16 protein-coding genes are annotated in these 17,299 nt (G+C 45.2%); 8 read left to right on the top strand and 8 right to left on the bottom strand.

Going from position 1 to position 17,299, the window contains the following annotated elements:
• Positions 1–53: 53 nt before the first annotated feature.
• Complete coding sequence (locus ACDE64_RS12140) at positions 54–746, bottom strand: serine/threonine protein kinase (RefSeq protein WP_411346929.1); 693 nt, start codon at positions 744–746, stop codon at positions 54–56.
• A 221-nt stretch (positions 747–967) separates the two neighbouring features.
• Between ACDE64_RS12140 and ACDE64_RS12145 the strand changes: the two genes are divergently transcribed.
• From ACDE64_RS12145 to ACDE64_RS12155, 3 genes are all read left to right on the top strand, one after another.
• On the top strand, positions 968–2,200 hold the full coding sequence (locus tag ACDE64_RS12145) for an aminopeptidase (RefSeq protein ID WP_411346930.1): 1,233 nt from the start codon (positions 968–970) through the stop codon (positions 2,198–2,200).
• A 360-nt stretch (positions 2,201–2,560) separates the two neighbouring features.
• Positions 2,561–3,148 carry a TetR/AcrR family transcriptional regulator gene (locus tag ACDE64_RS12150; RefSeq protein ID WP_411346931.1) on the top strand — a complete coding sequence of 196 codons (588 nt, stop codon included), beginning with the start codon at positions 2,561–2,563 and terminating at the stop codon, positions 3,146–3,148.
• A gap of 57 nt (positions 3,149–3,205) precedes the next feature.
• Entirely contained in the window at positions 3,206–3,931 is a 726-nt protein-coding gene (locus ACDE64_RS12155; RefSeq protein ID WP_411346932.1) for an MBL fold metallo-hydrolase, read from the top strand.
• 210 nt (positions 3,932–4,141) lie between these two features.
• On the opposite strand, the gene ACDE64_RS12160 is transcribed toward ACDE64_RS12155, so the two are convergent.
• Positions 4,142–5,281 carry a zinc-dependent alcohol dehydrogenase gene (locus tag ACDE64_RS12160; RefSeq protein WP_411346777.1) on the bottom strand — a complete coding sequence of 380 codons (1,140 nt, stop codon included), beginning with the start codon at positions 5,279–5,281 and terminating at the stop codon, positions 4,142–4,144.
• A 400-nt stretch (positions 5,282–5,681) separates the two neighbouring features.
• On the opposite strand from ACDE64_RS12160, the gene ACDE64_RS12165 reads away from it, so the two are divergent.
• Entirely contained in the window at positions 5,682–6,458 is a 777-nt protein-coding gene (locus ACDE64_RS12165; protein ID WP_411346933.1) for a conjugal transfer protein TraR, read from the top strand.
• Between the two features lie 402 nt (positions 6,459–6,860).
• Here the strand turns inward: ACDE64_RS12165 and ACDE64_RS12170 are convergent, their stop codons facing one another.
• A complete protein-coding gene (locus ACDE64_RS12170; RefSeq protein ID WP_411342471.1) occupies positions 6,861–8,186 on the bottom strand; it encodes a hemolysin family protein in 1,326 nt (441 codons plus the stop codon).
• Positions 8,187–8,608: 422 nt separating this feature from the next.
• Between ACDE64_RS12170 and ACDE64_RS12175 the strand changes: the two genes are divergently transcribed.
• The 3 genes from ACDE64_RS12175 (at position 8,609) to ACDE64_RS12185 (ending at position 11,852) form a co-directional block, all read left to right on the top strand.
• Positions 8,609–9,580 (top strand): carbohydrate ABC transporter permease, encoded by a 972-nt coding sequence (locus ACDE64_RS12175; RefSeq protein WP_411350283.1) that lies wholly within the window; start codon positions 8,609–8,611, stop codon positions 9,578–9,580.
• Between the two features lie 56 nt (positions 9,581–9,636).
• Positions 9,637–10,401: a carbohydrate ABC transporter permease gene (locus ACDE64_RS12180; RefSeq protein ID WP_411350284.1), complete on the top strand. Its 765-nt coding sequence runs from the start codon at positions 9,637–9,639 to the stop codon at positions 10,399–10,401.
• Between the two features lie 65 nt (positions 10,402–10,466).
• Positions 10,467–11,852, top strand: a complete 1,386-nt coding sequence (locus ACDE64_RS12185) for an ABC transporter substrate-binding protein (RefSeq protein WP_411346934.1) — start codon at positions 10,467–10,469, stop codon at positions 11,850–11,852.
• Between the two features lie 115 nt (positions 11,853–11,967).
• On the opposite strand, the gene ACDE64_RS12190 is transcribed toward ACDE64_RS12185, so the two are convergent.
• The 3 genes from ACDE64_RS12190 to ACDE64_RS12200 form a co-directional block, all read right to left on the bottom strand.
• Entirely contained in the window at positions 11,968–12,375 is a 408-nt protein-coding gene (locus ACDE64_RS12190) for a spore coat protein GerQ (protein WP_411342473.1), read from the bottom strand.
• Between the two features lie 347 nt (positions 12,376–12,722).
• The gene (locus ACDE64_RS12195; RefSeq protein WP_411346935.1) at positions 12,723–13,646 is read right to left on the bottom strand and encodes an SDR family NAD(P)-dependent oxidoreductase; all 924 of its coding nucleotides are present in this window, start codon (positions 13,644–13,646) and stop codon (positions 12,723–12,725) included.
• Positions 13,647–13,723: 77 nt separating this feature from the next.
• Positions 13,724–14,191, bottom strand: a complete 468-nt coding sequence (locus ACDE64_RS12200) for a MerR family transcriptional regulator (RefSeq protein WP_411346936.1) — start codon at positions 14,189–14,191, stop codon at positions 13,724–13,726.
• Between the two features lie 314 nt (positions 14,192–14,505).
• On the opposite strand from ACDE64_RS12200, the gene ACDE64_RS12205 reads away from it, so the two are divergent.
• Positions 14,506–15,696, top strand: coding sequence for an LLM class flavin-dependent oxidoreductase (locus ACDE64_RS12205; protein ID WP_411346937.1), 1,191 nt, complete (start codon positions 14,506–14,508; stop codon positions 15,694–15,696).
• Positions 15,697–16,017: 321 nt separating this feature from the next.
• Here the strand turns inward: ACDE64_RS12205 and ACDE64_RS12210 are convergent, their stop codons facing one another.
• Together ACDE64_RS12210 and ACDE64_RS12215 are read right to left on the bottom strand one after the other, a co-directional pair.
• Positions 16,018–16,764: an SDR family NAD(P)-dependent oxidoreductase gene (locus tag ACDE64_RS12210; protein ID WP_411350285.1), complete on the bottom strand. Its 747-nt coding sequence runs from the start codon at positions 16,762–16,764 to the stop codon at positions 16,018–16,020.
• 248 nt (positions 16,765–17,012) lie between these two features.
• On the bottom strand, positions 17,013–17,192 hold the full coding sequence (locus ACDE64_RS12215; RefSeq protein ID WP_411346938.1) for a hypothetical protein: 180 nt from the start codon (positions 17,190–17,192) through the stop codon (positions 17,013–17,015).
• Positions 17,193–17,299 lie beyond the last annotated feature (107 nt).

Genomic DNA, 17,299 nt, shown 5'->3' on the forward strand with positions numbered 1-17,299 from the left:
CTCCGGCATCTTCGTGAACATGTGATCTTCACGAGGATGCCGGAGTTTTTGTGTTACTTCATATATCTGGAGAACAGATCGCCTGCTTTTTTGGCGAGTTCTTCGAGGTTGAGTGTACTGTTGACGACGCCAATCCGTGCATACCAATTTTTTACCGTATCAAGTACCCAAGATGGGATACTTTTACCAGCGATACGATCATAGAGCTGATCATAAGCCCATACCAGATGATCCCAGCGCTTATCATCGCCTTCTTTGACATATTCAGATACGTCGATTACTTTGGCACGCCCATTTTGCATAATTACATTTTTGAGATGGATATCGCGTGGATTCATACCAACGCCGCGTACATATTTGCGTGCAGCTTCCACATCGGTGATGACTTGACGCGGCACTTCAATTCCTTGTAATAAACAATCTTGCAGTGTCGGTCCAGCTTCATAGCTGAGTACTAGATAATTGGCGTCACTGCCGTAACATACAGGGAAGAAAGGTGCTGACTTCAAGCGTTCGTACACAGACACTTCCACCGGAATTTTGTCTATCGCTTGCGGCGTGAACACTTTGAAAGCATAACCAGGTGCTTGATCATATGTGAATACGGCTGCATCTGTACCAATTCCGATACAACGCACCCCTTCTGCGTATCCAGAAATAACGACCGGCTCATTATCCTCACTTCCGTTAACAGTAATTTGCTGTAAAGCATCTTTTGCGGTTTTCCAATCTTCCTTCCAATTCATCAAATGTGCTCCTCTCTCCTGCACCAGGGCAATCGCAATCTTTATACATTACATTTGCATATCGGTTTTGCGGGAATAGTTTTCATCAGCGTTCACATCCTGTAATATAGATAGGACGGATCATTTCATTTCCATGCATGATCCCAGTTCACTCGTTGTGATCGCCCTATTTGCGGTGCATAACGATACACATACAGTTAGTCGAAACGGAGGAACTATTCATGTCAGATTTTCAGACAAACCTGGAACAATATGCCGAGCTTGCAGTCCGCGTCGGCGTTAACGTACAACCAGGACAAAAGTTCATCATCAACGCACCGCTGCACGCAGCTGAATTTGTACGCCTGCTGACCAAAAAAGGCTACGAAGCCGGTGCTCTACTCGTAAAGGTTAACTGGTCGGATGATCAGATTACACGCCTGCGTTATGAGCTAGCACCTGACGAATCGTTCGAGCTTGGTCCAAAATGGTATGCTGCCGAGATGGAAGAACTGGCAGAAGAACAAGGTGCTGTACTGCACGTCGTATCGGACGATCCAGATCTGCTGAAAGGTATCGATTCCAAGCGTATCGCTACGTTCCAAAAAGCAGCTAGCAAAGTGCTGGTCAAATACCGCGAGTATGTGCAATCCGATAAAATGAGCTGGTCGATCGTAGCTGTACCTTCCAAAGCGTGGGCAGCGAAAGTATTCCCGGATCAACCAGCTGAAGAACAGATCAACCATATGTGGGATTACATTTTCAAAGCCGTTCGTGTAGGTCAGGGCGATACGATCTCTGCATGGCAAGAGCATGTCAAACTGCTGAACGAGAAATCCAAATATCTGAATGATAAAGCATACAAGCAACTCCATTATGTGGCGCCGGGCACGGATCTGACAATCGGTTTGCCAGAAGGTCATATCTGGGCAGCTGCTGACAGTGTGAGCGAACGCGGCGACTCCTTTATCGCCAACATGCCAACAGAGGAAGTGTTCACGGCTCCGCTCAAGTCTGATGTAAACGGGTATGTGAGCAGCACCAAGCCGCTTAGCTATGGTGGTACGATCATCGACAACTTCAAATTGACGTTCAAAGACGGTCGCATCGTTGGTGTGGAAGCCGAAAAAGGTCAAGAAACATTAGAACATCTGGTGGAAATGGACGAAGGCGCGCATTACCTGGGCGAAGTTGCCCTTGTACCGCACCGTTCCCCGATCTCCGAATCCAATATTCTCTATTATAATACCCTGTTTGATGAGAATGCTTCCAACCATCTGGCAATCGGTAGCGCGTATGCGTTCAACTTACAAGGCGGCAAACAAATGTCCCGTGATGAGCTGACAGAACGCGGTCTGAACAACAGTCTGGTACACGTTGACTTTATGATCGGTTCCGGTGAGATGGACATTTATGGTATTACCGAAGATGGTAAAGAAGAACCTGTCTTCAAACAAGGCGGCTGGGCATTCTAATGCAAGAATGATGATTCAAGTAGCATCATTCTTGCATAGTACAAGATGCTTTATTATTATCCGATTCGTAGGCAAGTTAAACAGCAACAGAGCATCAATAGACACCGAGCATACATTGTCGGTGTCTATTTACTGTTCATTATTCACAAGCGAATGACATCAGCTTACTAAATGACCATAGCTTTTCCATGAATACTATCCGTTCATTTCATTGATGTTCCTTGATCGCATTGTCATTTGCAATATGTGGCAGATCATTTACAATCATAGATAGAATATGAATGATCATAGCTTTTGTATGAATATGATTATTTTATGTATGAAATACAAGTTATATACGGGTATAAGGAGGAATCTATCATGTCACCAAGAATCGGCTTAACTCTCGACCTGATCGTCAAAACCGCTTCCGAAATTGCGGATGAATACGGTATACAGTACATTACGCTTGCCGTCGTTGCAAAAAAGTTAAATGTACGATCCCCTTCTCTATACAATCATGTGGATGGCTTACCCGGATTACGCCGCGCTATGGCACTTAAAGGGCTGGAACAGCTACGGGAAATGACGATGCAGGCAGCTGTCGGACGCTCTCGCGATACCGCGATCCGCGAAGTAGCACGAGCATATTTGCAATTTGTACGCACGCAACCGGGACTGTACGAAGCAACCTTTTACCAGCCAGAGCAGGATGATGAGCCATTGCACAATGTCTCCAATCAACTGCTGGAGCTATGGTTCCAAATCTTGCGGGAATTTGAATTGACCGACGATGGACTGGTTCATGCTGCACGTGGTTTGCGTAGCGTATTACACGGATTTAGTTCATTGGAGCGCAATCAAGGTTTCGGTCTAAATGTAGATGTCAATACTAGCTTTGAGATGATCATAACTGCTTATTTACATGGATTACAACAACTAAAAACTAATAATATTAGTAAAAATTAAATAAACATGTTGATAAAACTAATAGTATTAGTTATGATGAAATTGGAGGTGATACGTATGAAAATAAACAGTAATGGACATTTACATCAGCTTGTTTATTTCCCCGGTATATTCCCTGTCAATTGTTATCTCATTGAGGAAAACGAAAGCTTAACATTGATTGATGCTGGCTTGCCTACTAGCTACAAAGGCATTCAACAGGCTGAAGCACAGCTGGGTAAACCGCTAACCCGAATCGTACTCACTCACGTACATAGTGACCATGTCGGTTCACTTGATAAACTGGTAGAGCTGTATCCGGGGATTGAAGTGTATGTATCTCGACGCGATGCTCGTCTGATGAATGGTGATATGTCTTTGGATGCTCACGAAGCACAGACACCGATCAAAGGCGGTGTGCCGAAACATCTGAAAACTCGCCCCACTCAGCTTCTGGATGAAGGAGATACTGTCGGTTCATTGCAAGTGATAGAAGTGCCTGGTCATACGCCCGGTTCCATCGCATTACTAGATACACGAAATCGATTTGTCATTGCAGGCGATGCTTTTCAAACTCGTGGCGGCATAGCAGTAGCTGGCGATCTACGTTTCATCTTCCCTTTTCCAGCACTCGCTACATGGTCCAAAGCTGATGCGTTGCAAAGTGCGCAAAAGCTGCTTCAACTGCAACCTGCACTACTCGCAATCGGTCATGGTGATATGATTCAACAGCCTGCACAGCAGATGCAACGCGCGATCCAGCAAGCAGCATCTCGCTGGAACATCGTACTCTCTCTTTTGTGATTGGATATTTTGTTTGGTCAATATATTCTTTTACTCTCGTTGCTGTAACTATATTTGTAAATTGTAAAAATGGCATCTGGCTTATCTATCGCTTATAGACAGCAAAAAGCCTGCATCGGACATCTTCATTCCGATACAGGCTTCATTTTTGTGCATTGTCATGTAAGATATTAGCCTCATGCTAACAATCCTACTACTTGCTGCTCAAGATTATGGCTTCAGGATGACCTTGATGCAATCTTCTTTTTTATCATTGAAAATATCATATCCGTGCTCAGCATCACTCAGCGAAACTTTGTGTGTAATAATGTCAGTCGCATCAATGGTACCATCCGTGATCTGCTTAAACAGCTCCGGCATGTAATGTACGACTGGTGCCTGTCCCATCGCTAGCTTCACATTACGTTCAAACAGATGACCAAATGGGAAGTTGTTATATGTTTCCCCATATACGCCCGTCACTTGAATCGTACCGAATTTGCGTACCACATTAGCAGCGATATTGAATGCGCTCAAGCTACCGCCTTGCAATTTGAGTGTAGTCTGAATCTTCTCACCTACACTCATTTCAGCATCCAATCCAACACAGTCAATAACGACGTCCGCGCCGCCACTTGTGATTTCTAATAAATGTTGATCCACCTCGTCCACTTCTTTGAAGTTGATCACTTCTACGTTATTGGTACGCTTCGCATGAGCGAGTCGGTATGGCAGATGATCGACAGCGATGACGCGCTTGGCACCTTTTTGCCATGCAAACTTCTGAGCGAGCAACCCAACCGGTCCGCAGCCGAGAATGATAACGGTATCACCGGATTTGACCCCACCACTCTCTACGCTCCAATATGCTGTTGGCATAATATCAGATAGGAATAGTACTTGTTCATCCGTGACTTCCGCCGATTCGGGTACAACGAATGGCAGGAAGTTAGCGTATGGCACACGCATTAGCTCTGCCTGACCGCCTGGATAACCACCGTAAATATCGAAACCGAAGTAAGCGCCTGTATTTTTTTGTTCCATCTCATTGGAATTATCGCATTGACTTTCCATTTGATTTTTACAGAAGAAACACTCGCCACATGAGACGTTAAATGGAATAACGACACGATCGCCTTTTTTCACACGGGTGACACCTGGACCAACCTCTTCTACGATCCCCATCGGCTCATGACCGATCACATAATCATCATGCACGACAGGCATAGCACCATTATAAATATGAAGGTCGGAACCACAAATTGCCGTAGATGTAATACGAACGACAATATCATCCGGCTTCTGAATTTTAGCGTCCTCTACCTCTTTTACTTTTACATTTTGCTTGCCTTGATAAGTAAGTGCTTTCATCATTATTCCCCTTTTCCGGTAATTTGAATGTGTGTACTTGCTAGTCTTCCGAAATGAAACAAACAATGGTGAAATACGGTAGCATATGAATCGTATTCATGTACTTTTAAGTAAAAGGTAAAATCTAATCTTTGTTGTATTAACCAACCTATTCCAATTATTAACCGTTCCTATACAAACAGTAGATTTTACGATTAAGTTGATTCTTATTTCATTTGTATTTGTTATTTGTAATAGAAGGCTTTTGCAAGAGCAGAAGTCTGTGCACATCCAAACTAAAGATGAGCAATACAAGAAGATTGATTTTCTGTTTCCTAGGGTAATTGAGGTAGAACGGGTTTGTTGCTGTTCATTCGGAACACAATCAACTCATGCAGCTAATGACCGAAGGGAGATCATAATGATGAAACATTTAACAGATGCTCAAATAGAGGAATTAAAAAACAGCTTGCTAGAAGAAAAAAGCGAGCTAGAACGTCACTTTAACACAGAGGATCAAACTGCTGATGGTCAACCAGAATCCGAACGCGATTCTACAGGCGAATTGTCCGCGGTTGATAACCACCCTGCTGATCTCGGTACAGAGACATTTGAACGTGGACGCGACCTGGCGATCGACGATCAGATGAGTGAGACACTGGAACAGGTGAATGCTGCCTTGCAACGTATTGAAGAAGGCACGTATGGCGTCAGTGAAGTAAGCGGTAAAGAAATTCCATTTGAACGTCTGCAAGCACTACCATTTACAACATATCTAGTCGACGAGAGTCCACAGCAAAATCAAGTGAATGACTACCGACCGGTTGAAGAAGACCTGATTACACCAGCTGCCAAAGGCTCTGGTGAGAATCGTCAGCATAACACCGGACGCTTCGACGATGCAGGTGCTTGGCAGGCAGTTGAGGATTACGGCGTTGCCGACTCCCCTGCTATGAGTGCTCAACGCGAAGTTCATGATTATACCGAACTTGCCGAAGGCAGCGGTGATAATGAGAATTTCACCGAAAGTATCGAGACGTTTGCTGCTAACGACATTGATGGCGATAACCGTCATGTAGAACAGGGCAATGCGGTAAAAGCATACGAAGATCGTGGCGAAGGCGATACTGAGCTGCAAATTGACGAGGATGATCAGGAAGTCGATGCTGAAGTAAAAGAAGCAGATCGTCGTCGTTAATTGTTTAACGAATACATGATCATCAACAAGTATCATCGATAGTATCACTTCTATCTATTGATACAAAAGAGGAATGAATCGCATTATGCGCATTCATTCCTCTTTTTACTTTTGATTACAACGTTCGGAATAACTCCAAGCTGTACAGTGGTTGCTCAGATTGACGCTTTATCATTTCATGAATGACCGATCGATCTCGCAATACAAGCTTCTCATCCTCAGACAATTGTTCTTTAGTCATCCATTGATAGTCTATAATCTCATTCACCTGAATCTGTATATTTCGATTAGATCAAGCGCTCTATCTGTCTGTCATATAGTAATAGGCAATAAAAAAGGAACGGGATTGCTCCTCGTTCCTTTTTTACATTCACATGCCAAGTTACTAAAAACTTTTTACGTTCAAGCTCCCGCTTGCGTTGTATTGACCGCGAATTGCGTAATCACTAACTTGATTCGCGAAATACGTTTGTTCTCCGTCTCTTCTACCACTAACAAATGCCCGTCATGTGCCACGCTCTGTCCTATTTGCGGAGGCAGTGATTCGACTCGCGAATACAGCCAACCGCCGATCGTATCATATTCGGAAACATCCAGATCCAGCGAGAAGCGAGTATTGAACTCCTCAATCAGCATCAGGCCGTCGATGGAATACATCATTTCGTTAATCGGCTCCACAACAGGACGTTCATGATCAAACTCGTCCTGAATTTCACCAACGATCTCTTCCATTATATCTTCCAATGTTACTAGACCGGCTGTACCTCCGTATTCATCGATCAATATTGCGATCTGTGTCTTGCCGCGTTGCATTAATTTCATCAGTTCGCTAATCTTGATCGACTCGGGTACAGCAATAACCGGACGAATCAGTTTGACCGAGTCTGTAATCTGATAACGCATCAGATCCTTAATATGCAAGAAACCGACAATATGGTCTTTGTCGCCATCGCATACTGGATAACGGGTACGCATGCCATCTAGCGCAATCTGCAAATTCTCCTCACGGGACGCATGCAGACTCAGACAGATCATTTCGGTACGTGGAATCATAATCTCATGGGCGGTTGTATCGGCAAATTCGAATATATTATCAACCAGCGCCAGTTCGGTATTATCGATCAGCCCGCTCTTGTTGCTTTCTTTCATGAGTATGCGTATCTCTTCTTCGGTGTGGGCGGATTCATGTTCAGATGCCGGAGCGATTCCGAACAATTTTAGCAATGCGTTTGCCATACCATTCAACATCCAGATAAAAGGATACATGATTTTGTGAAACAGCATCATCGGTGCAGCTGTCCACAGAGTTACGCTTTCCGCTTTGCGGATCGCGAGTGATTTGGGTGCCAATTCGCCAAGTACAATATGCAGAACCGTAATAACCGCAAAGGCAATTACAATCGATACACTGTGTACGGCAACTTCGTTATTCCAGCCAATCGCTGCGAATATCGGACGGATCAGTTCGGCGATTGCCGGTTCACCAATCCAGCCAAGCCCTAGTGAAGCCAGTGTAATTCCCAGCTGACATGCTGAGAGATAGGCGTCCAAGTTATTAACGATGGACTGTGCAAAGCGCGCTCGTTTATTTCCTTCATCGACAAGTGTTTCCAGTCGACTACTGCGAATTTTGACCATTGCAAATTCCGCTGCTACAAAAAAACCATTCAATAGTACTAGTGCCAACACCAGCAAAAGATTCAACAAACTGGGTAAGGGGTCAGTCAAGTGTTATTCCCGCGCTGCGTTCCTCTATTCGGAATACAACCAGCGACGGGTTCACCTCCTTCGGAACTTAAATTTTTGGATAAGACGACGTTGTACAGTCAGCATCAATTCCCCAATGCATTCACCTCTTTCGTATATGTAAGTGCAATAAGATATTTTGCTCAAGCAAACATCATTTTTCATCAAACTCCGTGTTTGACATTCGCAAACACTATAAGTATAGACGTTGCCTGATTATATTATAGACCGAAAATGAAAACAGTCAAATATCCCTCCGTCCTATTTTGCCGTTACGAAGGATACATAATTTTTACATTCATGCCTATTGTCGTTAACATGCGCTCTTTATACTTTAGCAGGTGAACAGGAATGATGAACTGCTCTTATGCGCAGGCATAATGAAAATAGACATGAAAGTGAGGATGATCATTTTGGACAAATCTACCGCTGTTCCCGTCAAACGCAATTTCAAGCGAAGCATAGCCAAAAGCCGCTCTACGCTGCGTCTGCCCCGGCGCGCTGGACGCTGGCAGGAATATTCATTGGCAGGGCTGTTTCTTGCTCCATCGCTAGTACTGTTTAGTATTTTCCTGTTCTATCCGCTGCTTAAATCGGTGTATCTGAGTGTACACTCCACAACGCCGCGCGGTGATGTGGCTAAGTACATTGGATTGCGCAATTTTGAGAAACTATTTGATTCTGGGCATTTTCTATCCAGTCTATGGGTGACATTTGAATTCATGTTATTCACGGTACCTACCTCTATTCTGCTTGCTCTGATTCTGGCGGCAATCTGCCGGACGCACCTGCGCGGTAGCAAAATCTTCCGATTTCTGTTCTCGCTACCGATTGCGATATCAGTCGGAACTGGATCGGTCATCTGGATGATGCTGTTCCATCCGACACTCGGCATGCTGAATTATATCCTGCAATCGCTTGGCTTGCCCGCAGTACAATGGCTCACTAGCCCGGATTGGGCGCTGCTGTCCATCTCGCTCATGACGATCTGGATGAATGTCGGCTTTCTGTTCATTTTGCTGCTCGGCGGTATGGAAGGCGTGCCAGAGGATATTTATGAAAGTGCCAAAATGGACGGAGCTAGCCCGATACGTACGTTTATCCAGTTAACCTTGCCACTGATCTCTCCCACACTTTTCTTTGCCAGCGTAACCTCGATGATCGGTGCATTTCAGTCGTTCGGGCAGATTCATATACTAACCAAAGGGGGACCGATGAACAGTACGAATGTGCTTGTATACAATCTGTATCAGGACGCATTTGTGAATTTCCGGTTTGGCTCAGGTAGCGCGCAGGCGCTCGTCCTGTTCGTACTCATTCTGATTCTGACGATCATCCAGTTCACATTCGGAGAAAAGAAGGTGCATTATCAGTGAAGCCCCATATTTTGCGTCAAGGTGCTGCGTATACCGTGCTGCTGATCGCCGCGGTAATGATTCTGTTTCCGTTCTGGATCGCTCTGTCGAACGCATGGATGACTGAAGCCGAATCCGCTACATATCCGCCCAAACTCTTTCCGTCCCGTCTGCATCTGGACAACTTTGTTAATGTATGGAACACGATCCCGGTGGGGCGCTTTATTCTGAATAGCTTTGTGACGAGCGGCGTCATTACTATTGGACAAATCATAACGTCGTGCATGGCTGCTTATGCGTTTGCTTTTCTACGTTTTCCCGGTCGTAAGGTGCTGTTCGCACTATTTATGGCGACGATGATGATTCCGTGGGAAGTGACGGTTATTCCGAATTATTTGACCGTTCGTAGCTGGGGCTGGCTGGACTCGTATCCAGGGCTAACAATTCCATTTCTAGCGAGCGCCTTTGGTACGTTTTTGATGCGACAGTTTTTCCTGCAATTGCCTAAGGAACTGATGGAAGCGGCGCGGATCGATGGCTGTGGACATATCCGTATTTTTCTGTCGATTGCAGTTCCATTGTCAATGCCGGGGCTTGCTACACTTGGCGTCTACTCGTTTCTGAGTAACTGGAATATGTATTTATGGCCGCTCTTGATCACGAATACCGAGAGTATGCGAACTGTCCAAATCGGAGTTAGTATGCTGCAATTCGCCGAAGTGACCGCTTGGAATATGGTAATGGCGGGCATTGTAATGGTACTGCTGCCTTCACTCGTATTGCTGGCGATTGGATTGGGACGATTGGTTGGCGGATTAACGGCCGGATCACTCAAAGGATAAAGCATGATGCATCTGCTTCCTCATTCTGTTCTTACTTATTTGAATATAAAGGAGAATGTATACACATGAAACGCAAACCTATCTGGACCCGCACATGGGGTCTGCTAGCATTAAGTTTGTTCGTATTCCTTGCAGCTTGCGGTGGCGGCGCTTCGCAAGGATCAGAGCCTGCTTCGGCAGCAGATGGTAGTTCTTCGGAAGCTTCTACTAGTCCGGTCAAAGTCGTCTGGTGGCATTCGATGAGCGGTGAACTAGGAGAAACAGTCGACAATCTGGTCAAACAATTCAACGAATCCCAATCCGACGTACAAGTCCAAGCCGTATATCAAGGGGAATATGATGAAGGGCTAAACAAATTCAAGACAGCAATGGGTTCTGGTAGCGGCCCAACGATGATGCAGACGTATGAAGTCGGCAGCCGTTTTATGATTGATTCGCAGGCAATTACGCCGATGCAGCAGTTCATCGATGCTGACAAATTCGATCTTTCCCAGCTGGAAGAGAATATTTTGGCGTATTATACCTTTGACAATAAGCTGTATTCGATGCCGTTTAACACATCCAATCCGATTCTGTATTACAACAAAGACGCGTTCAAAGCCGCTGGCTTGGACCCAGAACATCCACCGACAACGTATGCAGGGATCGAAGCTGCTGCTCAAAAGCTGAGCAAAGACGGTCAGTCTGGTGGTGCGTTCCCGATCTATAGCTGGCTGATGGAACAATTGCTGGCGAATCAGGATGCCCAATTGCTGAACAACAATAACGGTCGCAGCGCACTTGCTACCGAATCACTTGTAAATTCTCAAGCAGCCGTCGATACACTGACATGGTGGAAGAAGCTCGTCGACGACAAAGTAATGATCAACCTCGGTCGCAAAACCGATGATACGAAAAAAGCATTCGCTGCTGGTCAGATCGCCATGACGATGGATAGTACCGCTTCTCTGCGCGGGATTGTAAACTCTGTAGGTGGCAAATTTGAAGTCGGCACAGCGCCGATTCCGAAGCCATCCGATGAGTACAAAGGTAAAGGTGGCGTGATTGTCGGTGGTGCCAGCCTCTGGATCATGAATGACAAATCCGAAGCTGAGCAGCAAGCAGCATGGAAATTCATTAAATTCTTGACTGAGCCTTCGACGCAAGCATATTGGCATGTAAACACCGGCTACTTCCCGATTACGAAAAAGGCATATGACGAAGAGTTGGTCAAAGAAAATATGAAGAAATACCCGCAATTCGAGACTGCCGTTACACAATTGCACGATACGAAGATCGATCCAGCTACGCAAGGTGCGGTGATGGGCATCTTCCCTGAAGCGCGTCAACTGACAGAAACGGCGATGGAGGAAGCAATCAACGGCTCCAAAACGCCAAAAGAAGCGCTGGACAATGCCGCTGCTCAAATTACACAGAAGTTGCAAGATTATAACGACTCAATTGCCCAATAACAGACACAATAAAACGCCGATGCTTCGGATCAATTCCGAGCATCGGCGTTTGTATTGTATATGTGTTTCTATTGTTTGTATATGTTGTGTAATGGATAAGCTGTGTTGGATTCGCTTACTGACCAGATAAGGAATAACGACTTGGAGCTGCCTGACCGGAAATACTCGTATAAGCAGACGTTGATTCGGTGAAAATAGCACTGTCCAACGCTGACAACGGCAATACTTCACGTTGACCGGAATTCATATGACGAACGATAAAATGATCTTCGCCTGTCGCTTCCAATCTGCCGCGATACACCTGATTGTTCACACCATGTCCCGGAATCATATGAAACGTTCCGACCAGACCGACCTTCTCCTGCAACTGTTGCCGTGTGGACATATCATCCTTGCGCGGCATCGACTTCTGATCCGTTACGGACGACGCTGCACTTGCATGTGGCTGGGAAGCAGCCTCCCCAGGGTGCGTATACCTATGTTCGTTACGATACGAAACCGGACGATAAGGTTGGGTCAACATGATTGCATTCCTCCCGTAATTCAAAGTTGAGTATCACATCCTGTACATTACCCTTGCCGCTTACCACTGAATCGAAAAAATCCAAGCAGAATTTTACAGCTTTAGCACATGTTCCTGCCATCTGTAGTCTGTTGGATGTGAGTTGTTAGGTATAGTATGTAATGTTTGTATGAACGATAGTTTGAAAAAAGGGCATACACAGATTATACCAGACTTTACAGTGAACAGGTATGACAATCATTTCATTATTTACTATAGACATACTTTACTTTACGCGTACAGTATTGGTAATCAATCAGACAACCTGTATCTAATAGAGATACAGGTTGTCTGATTGATACATTTGATTATGCTTGATCGACTCCAGTCCATTCCACAGACAATGCCCACAAACGTTTCGCTTCGTTAGGATCAACAGCATACGATTGCACGCCAACGCGCGGACCGTCTTGCGGTGTGATCTCAGCGATTTCGCAATCTTCGCAGTAGACTCCACCTTTGCCCTCCAGTTGTGGCGATGTTGCTGCCCAAACTTGAGTTGCTGCTCCTTGTTCTGGTGATTTGAAAGCAGGATTCACCGCATTTCCTTCCTCATCCACCCATTTCAATTCTACCATTTCCTCACGGCTGAGATGACGCTGCAATGGGGTCAGAATACCACCCGGATGCACCGCAAATAGTGAATTGGCTGTTTTCGATTGTCCATATGCTTCGAATTTATGATAATTGCCTTCAAAATTCAGATTGTCCCAACGAATCGGTGAGAAATGGTGACCAGCGGACGATGTAACTACCACACGCGCACCGTCTCCTGCTGTCAGTAGCGGCCATAGCAAATAAATCAATGTAAAATGACCAAGATGATTCGTTGCAAATTGCAATTCCCAACCTGGGCCGACCCGCGTCTCTGGGCTTGCCATTACACCGGCATTTAGAATCGCCAGATCGATGCTGCGCCCACTCTCCAGCAATGTGCTGGCGAATGCCCGCACACTGTCCAGATCCGACAAATCAAGTTCGCCCACTTCTACATGCTCAATATCACTCAATGCTTCTTTCGCTACATCTGGACGACGAGCAGGTACGATAACATGCGCTCCCGCATGAACAAGCGCAGTCGTCGTTTCCAGACCAAGACCAGAATATCCGCCAGTGACAAGTGCCAGTTTGCCAGACAGATCAATGCCTTGCAGCACCTCGGTTGCTGTAGTTTGATGACCGAAACCTGAATGTATGTTATGTTGCGGTGTTCTGTGATAAGCGTGTTCCATAATTACTCTCTCCTTTGCGATTGGCATTTCATCAATAGGATGATGATTCCACTTTACTAGCTAGAGTCTACTCTAGGTCAAGCCCAATTTTGCGATGAAACGGGAATGCTATTATCGTGTGATTCCGATTGCTTATGTGTAGCCTGCTGTTGTAGATAGGATTCATAAACGTCTGCCTTGGATGTGATGACATCCAGACATTCATTCAATTCCTCCACCTGCCGCACAACGCGTTGCTGATGTTCTTTCAAAATCGCTAATCGCTCATATTCATTACCCGAACCAGAACGTACTAGTTCAGCAAAGCGGCGAATCTCGGCAATCGGCATGCCTGACGAACGTAGCCGAGTACAGATGGCAAGCCATTGTACATCCGCTTCGCTATAGCGCCGCCGTCCACCTTTATCACGATTAATACGCGTCGTTAGCAGCAAGCCTTCACGTTCATAAAAGCGCAGTGAATGTACACTCAAGCCGGATCGTTCCGATACCTGCCCGATGCTGAGCGTCTGGTATAAACTATTTTCCTGAGGATTCGTATTCATGTTATTCCCTCCTTCAACTATTGCTGTTTCTGTATCGCGAAGATCAATCTACATATGCACAATTGTTCATAGTGATTATCTTATAACGAAGCCTATTCATCTGCCAACAAAGCATTTGACACTCCTATATGAACATGCTAGAATTTTTATACCAAGTATGTTTGTCGGATTAGTTAGTGCTATTATCTATTACTTATTAACAATCTCTATGTATTGTCGATGAAAAATATACTTTTCATCATATTATTGATGTCACGTATATTTTTCATCATGTATATTGTCATCTAATGCCTAAATATAAAGGAGTTCTCCTTATGTCTACTGATTCTATCTATCGTGAAAATGTTGAATTTGGCTGGTTCATGCCTACTATGGGAGATGGCACCAGTCTTGGTCGCGAATCTGAGCGTAAGCCTACACTGGATTATCTAACCTCGGTTGCGCGTACCGCTGAGCAATCCGGGTTTGAATTTGTATTGATTCCGACTGGTGGTGCATGTATCGACTCGTGGGTAGTCGGTTCTGCGATTATTGGCGCGACGACAACATTGAAGCCACTCGTTGCAGTTAGACCGGGTCTGATTGCACCCGTGTTAACAGCTCGCATGGCAGCTGCGCTGGATACATTGTCTGAAGGACGTGCACGTATTAATATCGTAACTGGCAGCTCACCAGACGATCTGGAAGAACTGGGCGATCCACTCGCCAGAGCACATGATGAGAAATACGACCGTACTCGCGAATACCTTGACGTTATCAAAGGGGTATGGGAACAGGCAGCCGGTCTGTCTTCTACCGAATTCGGTGCAAGTGCAGATGCATCGGTCAAAGACAACAAAGTGTATTTTAAAGGCGACTATTACGATATTAAAGGCGGTACCAGCCGTCCAGCTACTGTGCAGAAGCAGGGTTTGCCGATCTATTTTGGCGGCAGCTCTCCCATGGCGAAAAGCGTAGGCGCCGAATACGCCGATGTGTTCCTCATGTGGTCGGAACCGCTGGAGATGATCAAGCAGCAGATTGAAGAACTGCAAGTCCAGCAGCACAAACTGGCTGAGCAGCATGGCAGTATCCGCCCGCTTCGTGTTGGTATGCGCGCTCAGGTGCTTGTACGTGATACCGAAGAAGAAGCGTGGGAAGCCGCGCGCAATCTGATTAAGGATATTGATCCAGCAACAATCGAACGCGCCAAAGCTTCCTTTAGCAAAACCGGTGCAACCGGACAAAATCGTCAAAACCAGATTCGTGATGCAGCAGCGGCTAATGATTTTGTCGTTGGACCGAATCTGTGGGCAGGTCTGTCCAATGTACGCTCCGGCGGTGCGCTGATGTTCGTCGGTACACCAGATCAGGTATCAGATCGCTTACTGGAATATGCGGAAGCAGGTGTAACTTCATTTATCTTATCGAGCTATCCACATCTGGAAGAAGCCCAAATCTTCGGTGAAAGCACATTACCATTGTTCAAAGAAAAATGGAATCGCCGTCTCGTATCTTCTGTCTGAGGATTGAATGATTCTCATCGTACTGACGATTCTCTTATTCATAATAAGCATTGTCGCAATTTACTGCTCAATAATATACAACGTATACAATCAAAAGCCCGTTTGCATATATCCATGCAAACGGGCTTTTGCGATACAACTGAACACATTGAAATACATTTGTTATTTAGTACGGATTACTATCATAATCGTCAAAAGGATCGCGATCATGCATCCATACTATGTTAATATCATACTAGTCTACTAGCTTATTACTCACTGCTCTACCATTTCACTACTTCACTTGTTCATTCCTTCATTCGTTGCTATTTCACTGTCCCACTACTCGATATAAATCATCTTGCGAGTCATTCCGCCGTCAATCACCAGTTCTGCTCCGGTAATAAACGTATTGTCGTCTGAAGTCAGGAATAGACAGGCACTAGCGATGTCCGCCGGTTTGCCGACACGACGTGCTGGATGCTGCTCATGGTCTTCTTTTTTCAAAGCGGCATAATCTCCATTCTCAATCCAGCCGGGACTAATACAATTGACGCGGATATGATCTTCTCCGAGTGAGATAGCGAGCGCATGTGTCAGCGCCGTGATGCCGCCCTTGGATGCCGCATACGCTTCTGAATTGGGCTCAGACATATGTGCACGGGTGGAGGAAATGTTAACGATACTACCGCCTTCATTCGTCTTCATCACTTTGGCTGCTTCACGGGAAACGAGAAAACAGGCGCGTACATTCGTATTCAGTACATCATCCCAATCCTCAATTGTCAGTTCATACGGCGACTTCCAGCGTCCGATACCCGCATTATTAATCACCACATCAATCTGACCAGTCGTATCTACCACTTCTCCGATCAATTGCTTGATCTGTTCTTCACTGCGTACATCACAGGGTAGAAAATGCGCTTGTCCACCATTCTCACGGATGGCTGCCGCTGTTGCTGCACCTTCCGAATCTGGCATATCACTCAAAAAAACCGTTGCTCCCGCAGCAGCATAATGCTCTGCCACTGCACGTCCGATTCCTTGGGCAGCACCGGTTATCACTACAGTCTTGGATGTATATTGCATCATATCCCTCCATCAGTTTCGTATTTAGGCTGCATTGTATGCTATTCATACCTCTACAGCAATATTCAACGACTACAGGATAGACGAAACATCAGATATCATATGGACATACAAATAAACCTCCACACGTCCTCTTTTGGAGTGTGGAGGTTTATGAATTGCCGGCGATGGTATCCGCTGCGCCGTGGTACGAATAGGTTAACGACAGCAAGGTGATATACTCACGGCGGTTATAGTACTGACTGGAATCAAGCATAGTAAGCATTGAGCATTTGATGTGTATCATCTTGTTCTTTGTCGAACAATCCTTGATCTGCCCAACAAGCGAGGCAAGTTTCTTCATCCTGACATTTGGCAGCTTCTTCACAGTTGTAACACAGATCCATGTAATATTTAGTAAAATTTTTAGTAACGTTTGTTTTCATCATCTTAATCATCTCCTTGTTTTTTCTACACCTTTATCTTAACCGACAGATATAAATAATAATGTGATTTATTTCACAATTGAATGCAAATTTTAAATTATTTTTTATTT

Source organism: Paenibacillus sp. WLX2291, from assembly GCF_046603665.1.
In the GTDB taxonomy this organism is placed as follows: Bacteria; Bacillota; Bacilli; order Paenibacillales; family Paenibacillaceae; genus Saccharibacillus.